The sequence below is a fragment of the Mycobacterium sp. B14F4 genome, assembly GCF_039871645.1.
Lineage (GTDB): Bacteria > Actinomycetota > Actinomycetes > Mycobacteriales > Mycobacteriaceae > Mycobacterium.
This window is the reverse complement of record NZ_JBDPMF010000009.1, coordinates 38,014-60,761: the sequence shown is the minus strand read 5'-3', so window position 1 is coordinate 60,761 and position 22,748 is coordinate 38,014. Positions and strand designations below refer to the sequence as shown.

Below are 22,748 nucleotides of genomic sequence, written 5' to 3'. Positions count from 1 at the left end.
CTTTCTCGGTCCGATGGTCCCATCCACGAGGAGGCATGCATGGCCAAGGCTGACAAGGCCACCGCGGTTGCCGACATCGCCGAGCAGTTCAAGGAGGCTTCGGCGACGCTGGTCACCGAGTACCGCGGGCTGACGGTGGCCAACCTCAAGGACCTGCGCCGCTCGCTCGGTGATTCCGCCACCTACACAGTCGCCAAGAACACGCTGGTCAAGCGTGCCGCGGCGGAGGCGGGCATCGAGGGACTCGACGAGCTGTTCGTCGGCCCCACCGCGATCGCGTTCGTCCAGGGCGAGGCCGTCGACGCCGCCAAGGCGATCAAGAAGTTCGCCAAGGACAACAAGGCGCTCGTCATTAAGGGCGGCTACATGGACGGTCGCGCGCTGACCGTCTCTGAGGTCGAGCGCATCGCCGACCTGGAGTCGCGCGAGGTGCTGCTGGCCAAGCTGGCCGGCGCGATGAAGGGCAATCTGGCCAAGGCCGCGGGTCTGTTCAACGCTCCGGCGTCGCAGGTCGCGCGGCTGGCCGCCGCTCTGCAAGAGAAGAAGGCCGGCGAAGAAGCCGCTTGATCCCCCGATTTGTGCACCCGCACCGGCGCTGACCGCCGCTAGATGTGCACAAACCGCCTTACGAAGAAGAATCAGAAAGGACCAATCATGGCCAAGCTGTCCACCGACGAGCTGCTCGACGCGTTCAAGGAACTGACGCTGTTGGAGCTCTCAGAGTTCGTCAAGAAGTTCGAGGAGACCTTCGAGGTCACCGCCGCCGCGCCGGTCGCCGTCGCGGCCGCTCCGGGCGCCGCCGCCGGCGGTGCGCCTGCCGAGGCCGCCGAGGAGCAGTCGGAGTTCGACGTCATCCTCGAGGGTGCCGGCGACAAGAAGATCGGCGTCATCAAGGTCGTCCGCGAGATCGTCTCCGGCCTGGGCCTCAAGGAGGCCAAGGACCTCGTCGACAGCGCGCCCAAGCCGCTGCTGGAGAAGGTCGATAAGGCCGCCGCCGACGACGCCAAGGCCAAGCTCGAGGCCGCGGGCGCGTCGGTTTCCGTCAAGTAGCTCGCCAGACGGAAACGCACGTCGGCTGAGCCGACAAAACCGCACGTCGGCTGAGCCGACAAAACCGCACGTCGGCTGAGCCGACAAAACCGCACTGTGGGGCTGGTCCAGCAAACGGACCGGCCCCACAGTCGTCTGCCGGGTCGGTCACAATCTGACCGCACCCCGGTGCAGGGCCGGGGGCGTAGGCTACAGTGACTCAAGCCACAAGCGGGAGGGCGTGTGGCGAGATGAATTCTGGCGGAAGGATCTCGCGTGGGCATTGGTATTCAGGTTGAGGGACTGACCAAGTCCTTCGGCCCCCAGCGAATCTGGGAAGACGTCACCTTCGACCTGCCCCCCGGCGAGGTGAGCGTTCTGCTCGGCCCGTCCGGTACGGGCAAGTCCGTGTTCCTGAAGTCGCTGATCGGCCTGCTGCGCCCGGAGCGCGGCAAGATCATCGTCGACGGCACCGACGTCATCCAGTGTTCCTCTAAGGAGCTCTACGAGATCCGCACGCTGTTCGGGGTGATGTTCCAGGACGGCGCGCTGTTCGGCTCGATGAGCCTGTACGACAACACCGCTTTCCCCTTGCGTGAGCACACCAAGAAGAAGGAAAGCGAGATCCGCAACGTCGTCATGGAGAAGCTCGAGCTGGTCGGTCTGGCCGGCGACGAGAACAAGTTCCCCGGCGAGATCTCCGGCGGTATGCGCAAGCGCGCCGGTCTGGCCCGCTCGTTGGTGCTCGACCCGCAGATCATCCTCTGCGACGAGCCCGACTCCGGTCTGGACCCGGTCCGTACGGCCTACTTGAGCCAGTTGCTGATCGACATCAACGCGCAGATCGACTGCACGATTCTGATCGTGACGCACAACATCAACATCGCCCGCACCGTGCCGGACAACATGGGCATGTTGTTCCGCAAGCACCTGGTGATGTTCGGTCCGCGCGAGGTGCTGCTCACCAGCGACGAGCCGGTGGTCCGGCAGTTCCTCAACGGTCGCCGTATCGGCCCGATCGGCATGTCGGAGGAGAAGGACGAGTCGACGATGGCCGAAGAGCAGGCCATGTTCGACGCCGGCCACCACGACGGCGGTGTCGAGGAGATCGAAGGCGTGCCGCCGCAGATCCAGGCGACGCCCGGCATGCCGGAGCGCCAAGCCGTCCATCGTCGCCAGGCCCGCGTGCGCGAGATCATGCATACTCTGCCGCCGGCCGCGCAGGAAGCCATCCGCGACGACCTCGAGGGCACGCACAAGTACCAGGCGTCGCCGTTCGCCAGCGCCGACGACGCGACCGCTCGGCACCGCACCGTCGAGGATGACGCCCCGACCGGCGCCATTCCCCGCGCCCAGCAGTAGGCCGCCTGGATGAACGTCGATGAGCGCTTGCGCGAAGAGAGATGACGCAAGAGCACAAGCCGACGTTCTGCCGGATCTGCGAGCCGCTGTGCGGCATGATCGCGACCGTCGAGGACGGCCGGCTCACCGCACTGCGTCCTGACAAGGACCACCCGCTGTCGTCGGGGTTCGCCTGTCAGAAGGGCATCGCGTTCACCGAGGTCGTCAACGACCCCGACCGCATCACCACCCCGCTGCGCCGCCGCGTCGGTGCCGATGGTCTTCGCGCACGCGGCTCATCCGCCGCAGCATTCGAACCGGTCGGCTGGGACGAGGCGATGGCCGACATCGCCGGACGGGTCTCGGCGATTCACCGCATGCACGGGTCCGGCGCGCTGGGCTGGTACTACGGCAACCCGGGCGCGTTCAGCTACTCGCACACGCTGAGCCTGACCACGTTGATGCTCGGGTTCGGCCCGCGACTGCACGTGTTCACCGCCGGGTCGCAGGACGTCAACAACCGCTTCGTCGCCAGCCAGCTGCTCTACGGCACGCCGCTGGCGTTGCCGGTGCCCGACGTCTTGCGCACCGATCTGCTTGTCGTCATCGGCGCGAACCCGGTCGTCTCGCACGGCAGCGTGCTGACGGTGCCGCGGATCAAGGACCGCATGCACGACATCGTCAAGCGGGGCGGTCGCGTGCTGGTGGTCGATCCGCGCAGGACGGAGACCGCGGCCCAGTTCGAGTGGCTCGGCATCGTCCCCGACGGCGACGCCTTCCTGCTGCTGTCGCTTCTGCACGTGATGTTCGGTGAGAACCTCGTCGACCGCGGGCGCCTGGCGCGCCAAGCCGACGGCGCAGTCTGGTTGGAGCGGATCGCCCGGCGCTTCAGTCCGGAGTCGACGGCAGAGCACACCGGGATCGACCCGGGCACCGTGCGGTCGCTGGCCCGCGACCTGGTGCGCACCGAACGCGCCGCGGTGTATGGGCGCGTCGGCACCAGCATCGGCGAAAACGGAACGCTGACAACGTATCTGCTCGACGCGGTCAACCTGGTGGCCGGCAACCTGGACGTCCCCGGCGGCAGCATGTTCGGCCGCTTCGGACTGCCGGGGGAGCGGTGGCTGAACGCGGTGGGTGGCGCGTTGCTGCGCACCCTCTACACCCGCAGGCGCTCACGGATCGGCGGCTTCCCGTCGGTGCTGGCGAGTGAACCCGCGGGGGTGATGGCCAAGGAGATCACCACGCCGGGCCCGGGTCAGGTCAAGGCGCTGTTCGTCGGGGCGGGCAACCCGGTGCTGTCGGTGCCCAACGGCGATGAACTAGAGGCCGCCCTCGACAGCCTCGAGTTGATGGTCGGCATCGACATCTATCTCAACGAGACGCTCGCGCACTGTGACTACGTGCTGCCCGCGACGACGATGTACGAGCGCGACGACTTCCCGCTGCCGTTCCAGACCCTGCAGCCCACGCCGTTCCGGCAGGCCACCGAGGCGGTCATCGCGCCGGTCGGGCAGGCCCGCGCGGAGTGGGAGATCATCGACGACCTGACGCGCAGGCTGTGGCGCCGCTCGCCGGGCTTCGCGGGATTGACCGGGTTGCGCAAACTGTTGGGGGCGTTCGGTGTTCGGTTGAGCCCGCGGCTGCTCGTCGACGCGGTGATCCGGCTCGGCGAGGGTGGCGACCGGTTCGGCCTGCGCCGCGGGTTGAGCTTCGCGAAGCTGACCGCCGACCATCCGCACGGCGCGGTGCTGGCGCGCAACCTGCGCGACGGCGTGCTGCGCGACACCGTCGTGTACCGCGGCGGCCGGGTGCGGTTGCGGCATGACGAGATCGTCGCCGAGGTCGACAAGCTGGCGCGCAGACGGGCGCCGGACGGCTACCCGATGCGGTTGATCGGCATGCGCGAGGCGCGCTCGGAGAACTCGTGGCTGCACAACTCGCCGCTGCTGATGCGCGGGGAGCGGGTGCAGCAGGCCCGGATGCACGTCGACGACGCGGCGGCGGCCGACATCGTCGACGGCGACACCGTGCGGATCGCGTCGCCGCATGGCGAGATCGAGTTGCCGGTGGTCCTCACCAAGGACATCGTCGCCGGTGTGGTCGCCGTCCCGCACGGTTGGGGGCACAAGGGGACCGCTGGGTGGCGGGTGGCCAACAGCGCCGGCGGCGCCAACGTCAACCGGCTCATGTCGAGCGACCCGGCCGACATCGAGAGCCTCGCCGGAATGGCTCGGCTGACGGGGGTACCCGTGCGGGTCACGCGGGTTTCGCGGGCCGAATCTGTGACGGTTCAGTGACAAGCCGCTGATAATTGACGTCTGCGCAATAGGTTCTAAATCATGAGCGAGACCCTGAGGTGGCTGAGCGCCGGCGTCGTGACGGCCGGTCTGACGGCGGCGATGCTCGCCGGGGCGGGCGTCGCAGCGGCCGACGACGACTCCGCGTCGGGCCAGAGCGCGTCCTCGGCGGAGTCATCAACGGATTCCGGCGACGGCGAGACGCCGGCAGCCGATCCGTCGGCGGGTGAGCCCGACGCCGGCGAGGCCGGCGACGATCCGGCCGAGGGTCTCGAAGACACTCCGTCGACCGAGCCGCAGGAAGAGCCCGCCGAAGCCGAGGAGCCGACGGAACCGGCGGCCGAGATCACCGCCCCGCCGGCCGAGCCCAGCCGGTCGTCCGACCCGAGCGGGCCCGCCGACGACCAGACCCCGTTCAGCGCGCCGGAATCGCGGCTTGCGAACAGTCGCGTCGCGGTGTCCACCGACGCGCGGGCCGACGCGGAACCCCTCGCCGAGTCCGCGGCAACCGCACCCAGCGCACCACGCGACGAACCCGTGCTGGTCGACATCGAAGCGGCAGGCGCCGACGTCGTGGCCGACGCGTTGCCGGTCGCCGAGACGTCGTTCACGTCGACACCGGTGGTGGCGCGCGCGGCCCTTGCCCCGACCGCCGCCGTTTCGCCGCTGTCGTCGCTGATCAGCGCGGTCAGCACGCTGATCTTCAACGTGTACACCTTGGCGGCGCGGGTGCTGAGTGGGCCGCCGAAGCTCCCGCCGGGCAGCACGGTCACCGTGCGCAGCACGTCGCTGTACATCGACTGCGGCGACGGCTACACCGTGCCCGCGGACTGGTACATCCCGGCCGGTGCGGCCGAGGAGCCACCGGAGCGCCTGATCTACCTGCAGCACGGCTTCCTGGGCAGCGGCGCCTGGTACAGCTACACGGCCGCCAACCTCGCGGAGCGGACCAACAGCATCGTCGTCGCCACGTCGATCACGTCCAACCCGCTGCCCTGCGACGGGTGTGCGCTGAACGGGGACCCGATGCGCCGGGCCATCGCGGACCTGTTCCGTGACGACAACCCCGCGCTCGCGGCCAGTGCGCGCCGCGCCGGTTACCGGGGCGAGCTACCGCAGCGCGTCGTCTTGGTGGGTCATTCGGCCGGCGGCGGGCTGGCCGTCGAGACCGCGGGTTTCATGATCGACAACGGCACCGTGGGCAAGCTGGCCGGGGTGCTGATGCTCGACGGCGTGCCATCCGGTGACGAGATTCCCGACACGCTGAGTCGACTGCCTGCCGACATCCCCGTGTACAACCTTGCGGCGGAACCGTATTCGTGGAACCGCAACGGCTTCGCCAACGGCCAGCTGGTTGCGGCGCGGCCAGGCCAGTTCACCGGTGTGCAGGTCGTCCAGGGTTTGCACTCGGACTCGGTGCAGGGCGGCAACCCGTTGATCCAATTCGCGGTCTATGTGGCCACCGGCTTCTCGAAGGCGCGCAACGTCGAGGCGGTGCAGACGCTGGCCGCGGGCTGGGTCGACGACATGTTCACCGGGACGCAGAGCATGGGCCTCTACGGTGCGCCCGGGTCGACGATCACCATTCCGACGGGTTCGGGCGTCGCGTCGGCGATCGTGCTTCCCGCGATCAGCCCCGCCGTGTTGGCCGCCGCGGTGTGACGTTCGGCGGCCGAAACGCCTCGCATCGTTCACAACGCACGTAATCTTCGAGCGTCGCCGAACAGGAGGGGTCATGGTCGACCGGTTTCTGGTGTGGGTGAGTGCCGGGGTCATCACGGCGGGCATGTCGGCGGCGATGGTCGCTGGTGCGGCCGTGGCGATCGCCGACGACGCATCCGACGGCGGCGGCACGAGCACGAGTACCTCCGAGCCGTCGAACACCGGTGACGACGAGACGGGTTCGACCGTCGGAAGCGGCCCGAACGACAGCGACCCGAACCACGAGGACTCCGACGAGACGACTCCCGACGATCCCGGCGCGACCGATCCCGATGCCGACGAGGAGGAACCGGCCGAGCAGGAGCCGGCTGAGCAGGAACCAGCCGGGGAGGAGCCCGCCGACCCGGCCGGGGGCGACACCGAAGCCGAGGACGCCGTCAAGGACGAGGACGCCGCCAAGGACGACGCGGACAGCGACCGCACAGACCGGGCAACCACCGCACCGGCGACACCGAAGCCTGCCGTCGACCCCGACCGCGGCGGCGCCATCGAGGCCGAATCCGGGACCGAGGCCGTCGTCAGGGACAACGACGACCCGACGCGGGTGAGCCCCCCGGTCGAACAGGAACGCACGACGGTCGTGATCGCCGAACCCGTCGAGGACATCGCGGAGACGCCGACGGTGCAGGCGGTGGCGTTCGCGTCCGCCCCGACCGCAGCGGCCGTCAACGTGAATGCGACCGCGCCGCAGATCCCCGCCATCATCCGGGTGATCGGCACGATCGTGTTCAACCTCTACGCTCTCGCGACCCGGCTGATCGGCGGGCCCCCGATCCTGCCCGCGAACAGTGGCGTCACCGTGCGCAGTTCGACCCTGGTGTTGAACTGCGGCTGCGACGACGGCGACACCGTCGAGGTCCCCGCCGACTGGTATGTCCCAAACACCGAGGAAGGGCAGCCGCCGCCCGACCGGCTCATCTACCTACAGCACGGGTTCCTGGCCGCCGGGCCGTGGTACAGCCACACCGCGGCCGCGCTCGCCAAGCAGACGAACAGCATCGTGGTCGCCCCGTCGATCACCTCGAATTTCCTTGCCGCCGATGCGTGCTGGCTCGGCGCGCCGCCGATGCACGAAGCGATCGCCGGCCTCTTCGCCGACGGCAACACGGCGCTGGCGGACAGCGCGCTCGCGGCCGGATACGCGGGGCCGGTTCCGGACCGGGTCGTGCTGATGGGGCACTCGCTCGGGGGTGGGGCGGTTATCGGCGCGGCCGGCTACATGGCCGACAACGGCAGCATCGACCGGCTTGCCGGGGTCGTCATGCTCGACGGTGTGCCATTGGCCGACGGGGCCGTGGAATCACTGGCGAAAGTGCCCGACGAGATCCCGATCTACCAGCTTGCGGCGCCGAAGTACTTCTGGAACCAGTTCGGCGTCGGAAGCAGTGCGCTGCAGCAGGCCCGGCCCGGGGAATTCATCGGGGTCACATTGGTCGGCGGTTCGCACGTCGATGCGATGCGCGGCGGTAACCCGCTGATCCAGTTCTCGCAGCAACTGGTGTCGGGCTTCTCGACGCGTCAGAACGTCGCGGCCGCGCGGATGCTGATGGTCGGCTGGGTCAACGACATGTTCGCTGGAACCCAGGATCAGGGCGTCTACCTCGATATCGGTGAGAAGTTCTCGCTCGATACACCGGCCGGTACGGCGACCCTCGTGGCGCTGCCGAACTCGTTGACCAAGTGGTTCCCACTGAACTTCCTGCAGCCGTTCGTCGCGCTCAGCAACGGAATTTTCACCTTCGAGCCGACGTGCGTCACCGCGTCCATGGGCGCCGCGAGCAGCTGCCAGGAACCCATCGCGGCCTGACAGAGCCCCGGATGGAGTAATCCGCCCCCGCCGGTGAAAGTGCTCGCTACAGTTTGCTGCAACCGGGGGTTAGGGGATCACCGTGGCTGAGCGTTTCTTGGTGTGGCTGAGCGCGGGAGTGCTCACCGCCGGCCTGGCGGCGGCGATGCTGGTCGGCGCGACGGTCGCGGCGGCTGATCCCGAGTCGGGCGCGGACGGCGGCGTGACGTCATCGCAATCGGACACCGCTGACAACGCAGCCTCACCCGACGGACCGTCGCAGGATCCGGCCGGCGACGGAGTCGACGACACCGATGATCCTGCGGACCGTCACGACGAGACCCCCGCCGACGACGATGCCGACGAAGCCGAAGCCGCTGAGGATGAGCCGGCAGAACCTGAAGAAGAGACGTCGTCCGGCGGTGACGAGACGGTGGATCCGCCTGCCGACACCAGCGACGAGTCGGCCGCCGACGAGTCGGGTGACCCCGAGACCGTCGACACCGGCGACCCGGTGACCCAGTTCGACGGGGCGACCGAACCCGAGACCGTGATAGCCGACGACACCGCCGTCGTCGAGAAAGCGGAGAAGCCGGCCGCGGAACCGAGCGCAGCCGCGGACATCCCGCCCGTCGTGACCGCCGTCGAGAGCGAGGCGCCGACGCCGGTCGAGGCCGAACCGTCGACCGCGCGCTTCATGATGTCGGCGGTCGAGGCGGACGAACCCGCCCCGGCGCGGCCCAACCTCATCAACATCATCGGATCGCTCTTCTTCGGCGTCTTCGACTTCTTCGGCGCGCTGTTCGAGGGTCCGCCCGCGGTTCCGTCGGGCAGCACGGTCCGGGCCGGCCGCTCGACTCTCGAGATCGACTGCGGCGACGGATACCAGGCCTCCGCCGACTGGTATTTCCCGACCGAGGGTGAGCCGGACAAGGTCATCTACTTCCAGCACGGCGCCTTCGCCAGGGCCGGGATGTACAACTACACGGCGGCCGAGCTCGCCGAGCGCAACAACGCGATCGTCGTCGCCCCGTCGATCACCTCGAACTACTTCGCCTGCGACGGCTGCCAGATGGCCGGAGAGCAGATGCACGCGGCGGTCGCGAACCTCTTCGTCGACGAGGACCGGGCGGCATTGCTGGCCAGCGCCCAGGCGGCCGGCTTCACCGGGACCGCGCTGCCACAGCGGTTCGTCATCGCCGGGCACTCGGGCGGCGGCCAGACCGCCGGCGGCGCTGCGGGCTACTACGCGCAGTTCGCCCCGGCCGACCGCCTGCACGACATGGCCGGCGTGCTGCTCTTCGACAGCTCCCCGATCGGAGGGGCGATCGAGCGGGGCGTGAACAAGATCCCGCTGGACATCCCGGTCTATGCCATCTCGGCCGAACCGGGGCCCCTCAACGACTACGGCGGCGTGGCCGAGGTGCTGGCGCGCGTGCGGCCCGGCTTCGTGGGCGTGCAGGTGATCGGCGGGGCCCACGGCGACGCGTGGCAGTCGAGCAACGCGATCGCAAACCTGCTGGTCGGAATCGGGACCGGGTTCCCGCAGCCGCGCAACGTGGAGGCCGTCCAGCTGCTCGCCCAGGGCTGGATCGCCGACTGGTTCAACAACACCCACACCGACGAGCTCTACGGCGAGCGCGGCGAGGTGATCACGATCGAGACGAGCGCCGGGCCCGCGCGGGCCTACGTGATCCCCGGGCCCGCGCCGCAGCTGACGATCATCGACCAGATCATCAAGGCCCTCCTGCAGTCGACGACGCTGCTGAGCCAGTTCAGCGGAAACTGTGCCGCCGACCCGAGCGCCCCGACGGCCGTCGACCCGAAGCAAAACTCCACAGCGAACAGCGTGTTATCTCTTGACGGGAAGGCTTCCAGGGGCCAATCTGTTGGGCAGCAATGTATGGATGGGTGAGAGGGATCGAGTCGCCAGCCAGCGCCCGGTTCGCACCTGCGTGCGGATGTTGAGGAATATGCCGTCCTGCGGTACTGTTGGACGTTGCGCTGGCTGCATCCTGCCCACCTAAAACCCGCACCTGACACCGATGTCCTGGCCTGAGTCCGCTCAGTGACCTAGTCGCGTGCCGTGCGTTCGGGAAGATCGTGGTCGTGAGAGGCCAGCCGAACCGACGCAGATATCGCGGCCGACGGACCGGCGTTCCAGCCTTCCGGATAGTCGCATGAGGTGCTGGAAGGATGCATCTTGGCAGGGTCCCGCCCAAGCAAGACAGCAGAAGCTACTAAAAACTCCGTCCCAGGAGCACCGAACCGAATTTCCTTTGCAAAGCTCCGTGAGCCCCTCGAGGTTCCCGGGCTGCTCGATGTTCAAACCGAGTCCTTCGAATGGCTGGTCGGCGCCGACGGCTGGCGTGAGAAGGCCAAGCAGCGCGGCGAGGAATCGCCCGTCGGCGGCCTCGAAGAGGTGCTCGCCGAGCTCTCGCCGATCGAGGACTTCTCCGGCTCGATGTCACTGTCGTTCTCGGATCCGCGCTTCGACGAGGTGAAGGCGCCCGTCGACGAGTGCAAAGACAAGGACATGACGTACGCGGCCCCGCTGTTCGTCACGGCCGAGTTCATCAACAACAACACCGGTGAGATCAAGAGCCAGACGGTCTTCATGGGCGACTTCCCGATGATGACCGAGAAGGGCACCTTCATCATCAACGGCACCGAGCGCGTCGTGGTGTCCCAGCTGGTCCGCTCGCCGGGTGTGTACTTCGACGAGACGATCGACAAGTCCACCGAGAAGACGCTGCACAGCGTCAAGGTGATTCCCGGCCGCGGTGCGTGGCTGGAGTTCGACGTCGACAAGCGCGACACCGTCGGTGTGCGCATCGACCGCAAGCGTCGTCAGCCGGTCACCGTGCTGCTCAAGGCGCTGGGCTGGACCAACGAGCAGATCACCGAGCGGTTCGGCTTCAGCGAGATCATGATGAGCACGCTGGAGAAGGACAACACCGCAGGCACCGACGAGGCGCTGCTGGACATCTACCGCAAGCTGCGTCCGGGCGAGCCGCCGACCAAGGAGTCGGCGCAGACCCTGCTGGAGAACCTGTTCTTCAAGGAGAAGCGCTACGACCTGGCCCGCGTCGGCCGTTACAAGGTCAACAAGAAGCTGGGCCTGAACGTCGGTCAGCCGATCACCAGCTCGACGCTGACCGAAGAGGACGTCGTCGCGACCATCGAGTACCTGGTGCGCCTGCACGACGGTCAGAAGACGATGACCGTGCCGGGTGGCTCCGAGGTGCCCGTCGAGGTCGACGACATCGACCACTTCGGCAACCGTCGGCTGCGCACTGTCGGCGAGCTGATCCAGAACCAGATCCGGGTCGGCCTGTCGCGGATGGAGCGCGTCGTGCGCGAGCGCATGACGACCCAGGACGTCGAGGCGATCACGCCGCAGACCCTGATCAACATCCGTCCCGTCGTGGCGGCGATCAAGGAGTTCTTCGGCACCAGCCAGCTGTCGCAGTTCATGGACCAGAACAATCCGCTGTCGGGTCTGACCCACAAGCGTCGCCTGTCGGCGCTGGGCCCGGGTGGTCTGTCCCGTGAGCGCGCAGGCCTCGAGGTCCGCGACGTGCACTCGAGCCACTACGGCCGCATGTGCCCGATCGAGACCCCCGAGGGGCCGAACATCGGCTTGATCGGCTCGCTGTCGGTGTACGCGCGGGTGAACCCGTTCGGCTTCATCGAGACGCCGTACCGCAAGGTGGTCGACGGTGTGGTCTCCGACGACATCGAGTACCTGACGGCCGACGAGGAGGACCGCCACGTCGTGGCGCAGGCCAACTCGCCGATCGACGCGAACGGCCGCTTCGAAGAGGAGCGCGTCCTGGTCCGCCGCAAGGGCGGCGAGGTCGAGTTCGTGTCGGCGGCCGAGGTCGACTACATGGACGTCTCGCCGCGCCAGATGGTGTCGGTCGCGACGGCCATGATCCCGTTCCTCGAGCACGACGACGCCAACCGCGCCCTGATGGGTGCCAACATGCAGCGCCAGGCGGTTCCGCTGGTGCGCAGCGAGGCACCGCTGGTGGGCACCGGCATGGAGTTGCGCGCCGCGATCGACGCCGGCGACGTCGTCGTGTCCGACAAGGCCGGTGTGGTCGAGGAGGTCTCCGCCGACTACATCACCGTGATGGCCGACGACGGCACCCGGCACACCTACCGGATGCGCAAGTTCGCCAGGTCCAACCACGGCACCTGCGCCAACCAGCGCCCGATCGTCGACGCCGGCGATCGGGTCGAGGCCGGCCAGGTGATCGCGGACGGTCCGTGCACCCAGAACGGCGAGATGGCACTGGGCAAGAACCTGCTCGTGGCGATCATGCCGTGGGAGGGCCACAACTACGAGGACGCGATCATCCTCTCCAACCGCCTGGTCGAAGAGGACGTGCTCACCTCGATCCACATCGAGGAGCACGAGATCGACGCCCGCGACACCAAGCTGGGCGCCGAGGAGATCACCCGGGACATCCCGAACGTCTCCGATGAGGTGCTGGCCGATCTCGACGAACGCGGCATCGTCCGCATCGGCGCCGAGGTCCGCGACGGCGACATCCTGGTCGGCAAGGTCACCCCGAAGGGTGAGACCGAGCTGACCCCGGAGGAGCGGTTGCTCCGCGCGATCTTCGGGGAGAAGGCGCGCGAGGTCCGCGACACGTCGCTGAAGGTGCCGCACGGTGAGTCCGGCAAGGTCATCGGCATCCGCGTGTTCTCCCGTGAGGACGACGACGAGCTGCCCGCCGGCGTCAACGAGTTGGTGCGCGTCTACGTCGCGCAGAAGCGCAAGATCTCCGACGGCGACAAGCTGGCCGGACGCCACGGCAACAAGGGCGTCATCGGCAAGATCCTGCCCGTCGAGGACATGCCGTTCCTGCCCGACGGCACGCCGGTGGACATCATCCTCAACACCCACGGTGTGCCGCGCCGCATGAACATCGGCCAGATCCTCGAGACGCACCTGGGCTGGGTGGCCAAGGCCGGCTGGAAGATCAACGGTTCGCCGGACTGGGCGAGCGCGTTGCCGCAGGAGCTGCTGGAGGCCGAGCCGAACACCATCGTGTCGACGCCGGTGTTCGACGGCGCCCGCGAGAACGAGCTGCAGGGCCTGCTCGGGGCGACGCTGCCCAACCGCGACGGCGAGACGATGGTGGACGCCGACGGCAAGGCCGAGCTGTTCGACGGCCGCAGTGGCGAACCGTTCCCGTACCCGGTGACGGTCGGCTACATGTACATCCTCAAGCTGCACCACCTGGTGGACGACAAGATCCACGCGCGGTCCACCGGCCCGTACTCGATGATCACCCAGCAGCCGCTGGGCGGTAAGGCGCAGTTCGGTGGCCAGCGGTTCGGCGAGATGGAGTGCTGGGCCATGCAGGCCTACGGCGCGGCGTACACGCTGCAGGAGCTGTTGACCATCAAGTCCGACGACACCGTCGGCCGGGTCAAGGTGTACGAGGCGATCGTCAAGGGCGAGAACATCCCCGAGCCGGGCATCCCCGAGTCGTTCAAGGTGCTGCTCAAGGAACTTCAGTCGCTGTGCCTCAACGTCGAGGTGCTGTCGAGTGACGGCGCCGCGATCGAGATGCGCGACGGCGACGACGAGGACCTGGAGCGGGCCGCGGCGAACCTGGGAATCAACCTGTCGCGCAACGAATCTGCGTCCGTCGAGGACCTAGCCTGATTCACGGCTCAGCCGTGGTGCCCAATAGTTTTCTAATCCCGAAAGGGGAAAGGGAGTTACGTGCTAGACGTCAACTTCTTCGATGAACTCCGCATCGGCCTCGCCACCGCGGACGACATCCGTAACTGGTCCTACGGCGAGGTCAAGAAGCCGGAGACCATCAACTACCGCACGCTCAAGCCCGAGAAGGACGGCCTGTTCTGCGAGAAGATCTTCGGACCGACTCGCGACTGGGAGTGCTACTGCGGCAAGTACAAGCGCGTCCGCTTCAAGGGCATCATCTGCGAGCGCTGCGGCGTCGAGGTGACCCGCGCGAAGGTGCGTCGTGAGCGGATGGGCCACATCGAGCTGGCCGCGCCGGTCACGCACATCTGGTACTTCAAGGGTGTGCCGAGCCGGCTGGGCTACCTGCTCGACCTGGCACCCAAGGATCTCGAGAAGATCATCTACTTCGCCGCGTACGTCATCACCGACGTCGACGACGAGATGCGCCACAACGAGCTGTCCACGCTCGAGGCCGAGATGGTCGTCGAGCGCAAGGCCGTCGAGGACCAGCGTGACCTCGACCTGGCCGAGCGCAGCCAGAAGCTCGAGGCCGACCTGGCCGAGCTGGAGAAGGAAGGCGCCAAGAGCGACGTGCGCCGCAAGGTGCGCGACGGCGGCGAGCGTGAGATGCGCCAGATCCGCGACCGGGCCCAGCGTGAGCTGGACCGGCTGGAGGAGATCTGGAGTACCTTCACCAAGCTGGCGCCCAAGCAGCTCATCGTCGACGAGGTGCTCTACCGCGAGCTGCAGGACCGCTACGGCGAGTACTTCCAGGGCGCGATGGGCGCCGAGGCCATCAAGCGGCTGATCGAGAACTTCGACATCGACGCCGAGGCCGACGAACTGCGCGACGTCATCAAGAACGGCAAGGGGCAGAAAAAGCTTCGCGCCCTCAAGCGGCTCAAGGTGGTCGCGGCGTTCCAGACGAACAGCAACTCGCCGATGGGCATGGTGCTCGACGCGGTGCCGGTGATCCCGCCGGAGCTGCGCCCGATGGTCCAGCTCGACGGTGGCCGCTTCGCGACGTCGGACCTCAACGACCTTTACCGCCGGGTGATCAACCGCAACAACCGGCTCAAGAGGCTGATCGACCTCGGCGCGCCCGAGATCATCGTCAACAACGAGAAGCGCATGCTTCAGGAGTCGGTGGACGCGCTGTTCGACAACGGCCGCCGCGGCCGTCCGGTCACCGGACCGGGCAACCGTCCGCTGAAGTCGTTGAGCGACTTGCTGAAGGGCAAGCAGGGCCGGTTCCGGCAGAACCTGCTCGGTAAGCGCGTCGACTACTCGGGCCGTTCGGTCATCGTGGTGGGCCCGCAGCTCAAGCTGCACCAGTGCGGTCTGCCCAAGCTGATGGCGCTCGAGCTGTTCAAGCCGTTCGTGATGAAGCGTCTGGTCGACCTGAACCACGCGCAGAACATCAAGAGCGCCAAGCGGATGGTGGAGCGGCAGCGTCCGCAGGTGTGGGACGTCCTCGAAGAGGTCATCGGCGAGCACCCCGTGCTGCTGAACCGCGCACCCACGCTGCACCGCCTCGGCATCCAGGCTTTCGAGCCGCAGCTGGTGGAGGGCAAGGCCATTCAGCTGCACCCGCTCGTCTGCGAGGCGTTCAACGCGGACTTCGACGGTGACCAGATGGCCGTGCACCTGCCGCTGTCGGCGGAGGCGCAGGCCGAGGCGCGCATCCTGATGCTGTCGTCGAACAACATCCTGTCGCCCGCGTCGGGCCGTCCGCTGGCCATGCCGCGTCTGGACATGGTGACCGGGCTGTACTTCCTGACGACGATGATCGACGGCGACACCGGCGAATACACGCCTGCCGCCAAGGATCAGCCGGAGACCGGTGTGTACAGCTCACCCGCCGAGGCGATCATGGCGCTGGACCGCGGCGCGCTGAGTGTGCGGGCCAAGATCCGGGTGCGGCTCACGCAGCTGCGTCCGCCCGCCGACCTCGAGGCCGAGCTGTTCGGCTCCAGCGACTCTTCGGCGCCCAGCGCCGGTGGCTGGAAGCCGGGCGATGCCTGGACCGCGGAGACCACGCTGGGCCGGGTGCTCTTCAACGAGCTTCTGCCGCAGGCGTATCCGTTCGTCAACGAGCAGATGCACAAGAAGGTGCAGGCCCGCATCGTCAACGATCTGGCCGAGCGCTACCCGATGATCGTGGTCGCGCAGACCGTGGACAAGCTCAAGGACGCCGGTTTCTACTGGGCCACCCGTTCCGGTGTCACCGTGTCGATGGCCGACGTGTTGGTGCCGCCGCAGAAGCAGGAGATCCTGGACCGCTACGAGAAGGAAGCGGACCAGATCGAGAAGAAGTACCAGCGCGGTGCGCTCAACCACGACGAGCGCAACGAGGCCCTGGTCAAGATCTGGCAGGACGCCACCGAAGAGGTCGGTAAGGCGCTGCGGGACCACTACCCGAGCGACAACCCGATCATCACGATCGTGGACTCCGGTGCGACGGGTAACTTCACGCAGACCCGGACGCTGGCCGGCATGAAGGGTCTGGTGACCAACCCGAAGGGTGAGTTCATCCCGCGTCCGATCAAGTCCTCGTTCCGCGAGGGCCTGACGGTGCTGGAGTACTTCATCAACACCCACGGCGCCCGAAAGGGTCTGGCGGACACCGCTCTTCGTACCGCCGACTCGGGCTACCTGACCCGTCGTCTGGTCGACGTGAGCCAGGACGTCATCGTTCGCGAGACCGACTGCGAGACCGAGCGCGGCGTGTTGGTCAAGCTGGCCGAGCGCCAGGACTCGCCTGATGGTGGGCCCACCTTGGTGCGCGATCAGCACATCGAGACCTCGGCCTACGCGCGGACGCTGGCCACCGATGCCGTCGACGAGAAGGGCAACGTCGTCGTGGCCCGGGGCCACGACCTCGGCGACCCGGCGATCGAGGCGCTGCTGGCCGCCGGGATCACCGAGGTCAAGGTCCGCTCCGTGTTGACCTGCACGACCGGCACCGGGGTGTGCGCGATGTGCTACGGCCGCTCGATGGCGACGGGCAAGCTCGTCGACATCGGCGAGGCGGTCGGCATCGTCGCCGCGCAGTCGATCGGTGAGCCCGGCACGCAGCTGACCATGCGTACCTTCCACCAGGGCGGTGTGTCCGGTGGTAGCGACATCGTCGGTGGTCTGCCGCGCGTGCAGGAACTGTTCGAGGCCCGTATCCCGCGGGACAAGGCGCCGATCGCCGACGTCACCGGACGGGTGCGCCTCGAAGAGGGCGAGCGCTTCTACAAGATCACCGTCATCCCCGACGATGGCGGCGAGGAAGTGGTGTACGACAAGCTGTCTCGTCGTCAGCGCCTGAAGGTGTTCAAGCACGACGACGGCACCGAGCGGCTGCTGACCGACGGCGACCACGTCGAGGTGGGCCAGCAGCTGATGGAAGGCTCGGCCGACCCGCACGAGGTGCTGCGCGTCCAGGGCCCCCGCGAGGTGCAGATCCACCTCGTCAAGGAGGTCCAGGAGGTCTACCGCGCTCAGGGTGTGTCGATCCACGACAAGCACATCGAGGTGATCGTCCGGCAGATGCTGCGTCGCGTCACGATCATCGACTCGGGTTCGACGGAGTTCCTGCCCGGCTCGCTGACCGAGCGTGCGGAGTTCGAGGCCGAGAACCGTCGGGTGGTCGCCGAGGGCGGCGAGCCCGCGGCGGGCCGCCCGGTGCTGATGGGTATCACGAAGGCGTCGCTGGCCACCGACTCGTGGCTGTCGGCGGCGTCGTTCCAGGAGACCACTCGCGTGCTGACCGATGCGGCGATCAACTGCCGCAGCGACAGGCTGAACGGTCTGAAGGAGAACGTGATCATCGGCAAGCTGATCCCGGCCGGTACGGGCATCAGCCGGTACCGCAACATCCAGGTGCAGCCGACCGAGGAGGCCCGGGCCGCCGCGTACACGATCCCGTCCTACGAGGATCAGTACTACAGCCCGGACTTCGGCCAGGCCACCGGTGCCGCGGTGCCGCTGGACGACTACGGCTACAGCGACTATCGCTAGCGCAGTTCGACGGAGAAGCCCCCGCATTCGTGCGGGGGCTTTTTCGTGTCGGCGAGTGTGGGGTTATGGCACGTTCGCGCGAGTTTTGCGTGACATAAGTCCACACTCGGCCGGTGTTGGCCTGTCGTCGCCCGCGCCTAGACTCGGACGCGTGCTCATTGGTTCGCATGTACACGGAGACGACCCTCTGGCCGACGCCGCGGCGGACGGCGCCGATGTGGTGCAGTTCTTCCTCGGCAACCCGCAGAGCTGGAAGAAGCCGAAACCGCGGGAGGACGCCGAGGTGCTCAAGGCGTCCAGCATGCCGCTCTACGTCCACGCGCCCTATCTGATCAACGTCGCGTCGGCCAACAACCGGGTGCGCATCCCGTCGCGCAAGATCCTGCAGGACACCTGCGACGCGGCGGCCGAGATCGGCGCGACCGCTGTCATCGTGCACGGCGGTCATGCCGACGACAAGGACTGGGAGGCCGGCTTCGAGCGCTGGGTCAAGGCGCTGGACTACCTCGAGACCGACGTGCCGGTGTACCTGGAGAACACGGCGGGCGGCGACCACGCGATGGCGCGGCACTTCGACGTCATCGCGCGGCTGTGGGACCACATCGGCGACAAGGGCATCGGGTTCTGCCTGGACACCTGCCACGCGTGGGCGGCCGGTGAGGCGCTGATCGACGCCGTCGACCGCATCAAGGCGATCACCGGGCGCATCGACCTGGTGCACTGCAACGACTCCCGCGACGCCGCCGGGTCGGGCGCGGACCGGCACGCCAACTTCGGCACCGGCCAGATCGACCCACAGCTGCTGGTCGCGGTGGTTCAGGCCGCGGACGCGCCGGTCATCTGCGAGACCTCGGATGAGGGCCGCAAGGACGACATCGCGTTCCTTCGTGAACACCTCGACTAGGAGTTCTGGTCACGATCCGCTAACCGAACGGCCCTCTAACTGCCGGTGACCTCGACGTGAACTAGATTCATCTGAGTGGCCGTGGTCGACGAGTCGTCAATTGCGGTTCCGCGCGCCGACTTGCGAACCCGTTGGGTCACGGTCGTGCGACGCGTCGCCGTCGCGGTCTGGGCGGCGGTCATCATCTACCGGACCATCACCACGGGTTTCGCGTTCAACCGGGAACTGGTGCTGCTCTACATCGCGACCGGGCTGCTGGCTGCGAGCATCGGGCAGGGACGTCGCATGCTCTACGTCATCCGTGACTGGCTGCCGTTCGCGCTGATCTTGCTCGCCTACGACTTGAGCAGGGGCGCAGCGGACATGATCGGTCGCCCGACGTTGTGGCATTGGCCGGCCGAGGCCGATCGCTGGCTGTTCAGCGGGACCGTGCCGACGGTGTGGCTGCAAGCAGAGCTCAAGCAAGCGCAGCCCCCGTGGTGGGAAGTCGTCCTCAGCTGCGTGTACATGTCGTTCTTCGTTCTGCCGTACGTGGTGGCCGGCGTGCTGTGGCTGCGCGACCGCGAGGTGTGGAAAACGTTCGTGCGCTTGTTCGTCGGCTTGAATATTGCAGGTTTGGTCATATACGCCACGGTGCCCGCCGCGCCGCCGTGGGCAGCGGCCCGGTGCACCGCGGCCGACGTCGAAGGAGGACCGGCGAACGCGCGGTGCATGTTCCGATCGGCGCGCGGAGTGCCTGACGGCGGTGTCCTCGGGGCGATGCAATCCAGTCAGGACGGCGCGAACCCGTGGATCGAGCGGATCGTCGGCCGCGGCTGGGGCAACCTGAACATGCACACCGCCAGCGCGCTGCTCGATGCGGGCCAAGCCAGCGTCAACCTGGTGGCAGCGATCCCGTCCCTGCATGCGGGCATGACGGCGGCGGTCGCGGCCTTCCTGTGGCGTCGGGTGCACGGAGCGTGGCGTCCACTGCTGGTGGCCTATGTGCTCCTGATGGCCTTCACGCTGGTGTACACCGCCGAGCACTACGTCGTCGACATTCTGCTCGGCTGGGCGCTGGCCGCCGCGGTGATACTCGTCCTCAACCGCTACGAGAGGCGGCGGCGAACCGGGGCGTCGGGCAGCGCGGAACAGTCGCGGGACGTCGCACCGGAGTACGACTGGATGGGCGAGCAACCGCCTGTGGGACCCGATCGCGCCGATGCGCATCCCGTTCCGGTGTCCGAGCCCGGTCGCCGAGAGGTCGCCGAACTCGACAGCCGCTGACACGCGATGGAGCGTGCTCATTACGCCTATTGTGCAGCTGTCGGACAAAGTGTAATAGTGGCGGTATGTCAGACACGCACGTCGTCACCAATCAGGTACCTCCGCTGGAGGACTACAACCCGGCGACGTCGCCGGTGCTCACCGAGGCGCTGATCCGCGAGGGCGGGGAGTGGGGCCTCGAGGAGGTCGCCGACCTGGGCGCGCTCGCGGGCTCTCGGCAGGCGCAACGCTGGGGCGAGCTGGCCGACCGGAACCGCCCGGTGCTGCAGACGCATGACCGCTACGGCCACCGCGTCGACGAGGTCGAATACGACCCCGCCTACCACGAGCTGATGACCGTGGCGATCCGCCACGGCCTGCACGCCGCGCCGTGGGCGGACGACCGGCCCGGCGCCCACGTCGTCCGCGCGGCCAAGACCTCGGTGTGGACGCCCGAACCGGGCCACATCTGCCCGATCTCGATGACCTACGCCGTCGTCCCGGCCCTGCGCAACAGCCCGGAGTTGGCCGCGGTCTACGAGCCGCTGCTGGTCAGCCGCGACTACGACCCCGAGCTCAAGGTGCCCACCGCGAAGGCCGGCATCACCGCGGGCATGTCGATGACCGAGAAGCAGGGCGGCTCGGACGTGCGCGCGGGCGCCACCGAGGCGACGCCGAACGGCGACGGCAGCTACTCGCTGCGGGGCCACAAATGGTTCACCTCGGCGCCGATGTGCGACATCTTCCTCGTGCTGGCGCAGGCGCCCGGCGGCCTGAGTTGCTTCATGCTGCCGCGGATCCTGCCCGACGGCAGCCGCAACCGCATGTTCCTGCAGCGGCTGAAGGACAAGCTCGGCAACCACGCCAACGCCTCAAGCGAGGTGGAGTACGACGGGGCCACGGCCTGGCTGGTGGGCGAGGAAGGTCGCGGTGTGCCGACCATCATCGAGATGGTCAACCTGACGCGGCTGGACTGCACGCTCGGCAGCGCGACGAGCATGCGCAACGGCCTGGCCCGCGCAATCCACCACGCCCAACACCGAAAGGCGTTCGGCGAGTATCTGATCGACCAGCCGCTGATGCGCAACGTGCTGGCCGACCTCGCGGTCGAGGCGGAGGCCGCGACGATCGTCGCGATGCGGATGGCCGGCGCCACGGACGCCGCGGTGCGCGGCGACGAGCGCGAGACCCTGCTGCGTCGGATCGGCCTGGCCGCCGGCAAGTACTGGGTGTGCAAGCGGGCGACCCCGCACGCGGCCGAGGCCATGGAGTGCCTGGGCGGCAACGGTTATGTCGAGGACTCGGGCATGCCGAGGCTGTACCGCGAGGCGCCGCTGATGGGCATCTGGGAGGGTTCGGGCAACGTCAGCGCATTGGATACGTTGCGCGCCATGGCAACTCGGCCGGAATGCGTCGATGTGCTGTTCGACGAGCTGGCGGTGACGAACGGCTCGGATCCGCGACTCGACCAGTTCGTGGAGGGGCTGCGGCCGGCGCTGGGCGACCTGGAGACCATCCAGTACCGCGCCCGCAAGGTCGCCGAGGACATCGCGCTGGCGCTTCAGGGCTCGCTGCTGGTGCGCCACGGGCATCCCGCCGTCGCGGAGGCGTTCCTGGCCACCCGGATGGGCGGGGCCTGGGGCGGTGCGTTCGGAACGCTGCCCACCGGACTGGATCTCGCGCCGATTCTCGAGCGGGCGCTGGTCAAGGCTCCGGACGCGAGGAGGACAGACAAGGGATGACGCACGCCATCAGGCCCGTCGACTTCGACAACCTCAAGACGATGACCTACGAGGTCACCGACCGGGTTGCCCGCATCACCTTCAACCGCCCGGAGAAGGGCAACGCGATCGTCGCCGACACGCCGCTGGAGTTGTCGGCGTTGGTGGAGCGGGCGGATCTCGACCCGAACGTGCACGTGATCCTGGTTTCCGGTCGCGGCGAGGGGTTCTGCGCCGGCTTCGACCTGTCCGCCTACGCCGAGGGATCCTCGTCGGCGGGTGGGGGCAGCCCGTACCGCGACACCGTGCTGTCCGGGCGGACGCAGGCGATCAACCACCTGCCCGACCAGCCGTGGGACCCCATGATCGACTACCAGATGATGAGCCGCTTCGTCCGCGGCTTCTCGAGCCTGCTGCACTGCGACAAGCCCACGGTGGTCAAGATTCACGGCTACTGCGTGGCGGGCGGCACCGACATCGCGCTGCACGCCGACCAGGTGATCGCGGCCGCCGACGCCAAGATCGGCTACCCGCCCACCCGGGTCTGGGGGGTGCCTGCGGCGGGCATGTGGGCGCACCGTCTGGGTGACCAGCGGGCGAAACGGCTTCTGCTGACCGGTGATTCGATCACCGGCGCGCAGGCGGCCGAGTGGGGACTCGCGGTGGAGGCCCCGGATGCCGCCGACCTGGACGAGCGCACCGAGCGGCTGGTCTCGCGGATCGCCGCAGTGCCGATCAACCAGCTGATCATGGTGAAGCTGGCGATGAACTCCGCACTGCTCAACCAGGGGGTGGCCAACAGCGCGATGATCTCGACCGTGTTCGACGGCATCGCCCGACACACTCCCGAGGGACACGCGTTCGTCGCGCAGTCGCGCGAGCACGGATTCCGCGAGGCGGTGCGCCAGCGTGACGAACCGTTCGGCGACCACGGCCGTAAGACGTCCGGGGTGTAGCGCCG

The 22,748-nt window shown here is 68.0% G+C and carries 13 protein-coding genes; all 13 read left to right on the top strand.

Translation table 11 applies throughout. From position 1 onward, the window contains the following. Positions 1–39 precede the first annotated feature (39 nt). The 13 genes from rplJ (at position 40) to ABGB19_RS21880 (ending at position 22,743) form a co-directional block, all read left to right on the top strand. Positions 40–567, top strand: a complete 528-nt coding sequence (gene rplJ, locus ABGB19_RS21940) for a 50S ribosomal protein L10 (protein WP_347688105.1) — start codon at positions 40–42, stop codon at positions 565–567. Positions 568–654: 87 nt separating this feature from the next. Further along, positions 655–1,050 (top strand): 50S ribosomal protein L7/L12, encoded by a 396-nt coding sequence (rplL, locus tag ABGB19_RS21935; RefSeq protein ID WP_238889256.1) that lies wholly within the window; start codon positions 655–657, stop codon positions 1,048–1,050. Between the two features lie 255 nt (positions 1,051–1,305). Further along, complete coding sequence (locus ABGB19_RS21930; RefSeq protein ID WP_347688104.1) at positions 1,306–2,391, top strand: ATP-binding cassette domain-containing protein; 1,086 nt, start codon at positions 1,306–1,308, stop codon at positions 2,389–2,391. Positions 2,392–2,432: 41 nt separating this feature from the next. Then, complete coding sequence (locus ABGB19_RS21925) at positions 2,433–4,670, top strand: molybdopterin-dependent oxidoreductase (protein WP_347688103.1); 2,238 nt, start codon at positions 2,433–2,435, stop codon at positions 4,668–4,670. Between the two features lie 42 nt (positions 4,671–4,712). Next, positions 4,713–6,332, top strand: coding sequence for an alpha/beta hydrolase (locus tag ABGB19_RS21920; protein WP_347688102.1), 1,620 nt, complete (start codon positions 4,713–4,715; stop codon positions 6,330–6,332). A 73-nt stretch (positions 6,333–6,405) separates the two neighbouring features. Further along, positions 6,406–8,199, top strand: a complete 1,794-nt coding sequence (locus tag ABGB19_RS21915; RefSeq protein ID WP_347688101.1) for an alpha/beta hydrolase — start codon at positions 6,406–6,408, stop codon at positions 8,197–8,199. Between the two features lie 82 nt (positions 8,200–8,281). Then, positions 8,282–10,093 (top strand): hypothetical protein, encoded by a 1,812-nt coding sequence (locus tag ABGB19_RS21910; protein ID WP_347688100.1) that lies wholly within the window; start codon positions 8,282–8,284, stop codon positions 10,091–10,093. A gap of 270 nt (positions 10,094–10,363) precedes the next feature. After that, positions 10,364–13,864, top strand: coding sequence for a DNA-directed RNA polymerase subunit beta (locus tag ABGB19_RS21905; protein WP_347688099.1), 3,501 nt, complete (start codon positions 10,364–10,366; stop codon positions 13,862–13,864). A gap of 60 nt (positions 13,865–13,924) precedes the next feature. Then, on the top strand, positions 13,925–17,917 hold the full coding sequence (locus tag ABGB19_RS21900) for a DNA-directed RNA polymerase subunit beta' (RefSeq protein WP_347688098.1): 3,993 nt from the start codon (positions 13,925–13,927) through the stop codon (positions 17,915–17,917). A 151-nt stretch (positions 17,918–18,068) separates the two neighbouring features. Next, positions 18,069–18,821 (top strand): deoxyribonuclease IV, encoded by a 753-nt coding sequence (locus tag ABGB19_RS21895; RefSeq protein ID WP_347688097.1) that lies wholly within the window; start codon positions 18,069–18,071, stop codon positions 18,819–18,821. A 75-nt stretch (positions 18,822–18,896) separates the two neighbouring features. Beyond that, positions 18,897–20,087, top strand: a complete 1,191-nt coding sequence (locus tag ABGB19_RS21890; protein WP_347688096.1) for a phosphatase PAP2 family protein — start codon at positions 18,897–18,899, stop codon at positions 20,085–20,087. Between the two features lie 65 nt (positions 20,088–20,152). Next, entirely contained in the window at positions 20,153–21,808 is a 1,656-nt protein-coding gene (locus tag ABGB19_RS21885; protein WP_347688095.1) for an acyl-CoA dehydrogenase family protein, read from the top strand. Next, entirely contained in the window at positions 21,805–22,743 is a 939-nt protein-coding gene (locus ABGB19_RS21880) for a crotonase/enoyl-CoA hydratase family protein (protein ID WP_347688094.1), read from the top strand. The genes ABGB19_RS21885 and ABGB19_RS21880 overlap by 4 nt, the downstream gene beginning before the upstream one ends. Positions 22,744–22,748 lie beyond the last annotated feature (5 nt).

Excerpts from the sequence above, each read along its gene's own strand:
- rplJ (WP_347688105.1), top strand. The coding sequence starts at position 40 with ATGGCCAAGGCTGACAAGGCCACCGCGGTTGCCGACATCGCCGAGCAG.
- rplL (WP_238889256.1), top strand. The coding sequence starts at position 655 with ATGGCCAAGCTGTCCACCGACGAGCTGCTCGACGCGTTCAAGGAACTG.
- ABGB19_RS21925 (WP_347688103.1), top strand. The coding sequence starts at position 2,433 with ATGACGCAAGAGCACAAGCCGACGTTCTGCCGGATCTGCGAGCCGCTG.
- ABGB19_RS21920 (WP_347688102.1), top strand. The coding sequence starts at position 4,713 with ATGAGCGAGACCCTGAGGTGGCTGAGCGCCGGCGTCGTGACGGCCGGT.
- ABGB19_RS21915 (WP_347688101.1), top strand. The coding sequence starts at position 6,406 with ATGGTCGACCGGTTTCTGGTGTGGGTGAGTGCCGGGGTCATCACGGCG.
- ABGB19_RS21885 (WP_347688095.1), top strand. The coding sequence starts at position 20,153 with ATGTCAGACACGCACGTCGTCACCAATCAGGTACCTCCGCTGGAGGAC.
- ABGB19_RS21880 (WP_347688094.1), top strand. The coding sequence starts at position 21,805 with ATGACGCACGCCATCAGGCCCGTCGACTTCGACAACCTCAAGACGATG.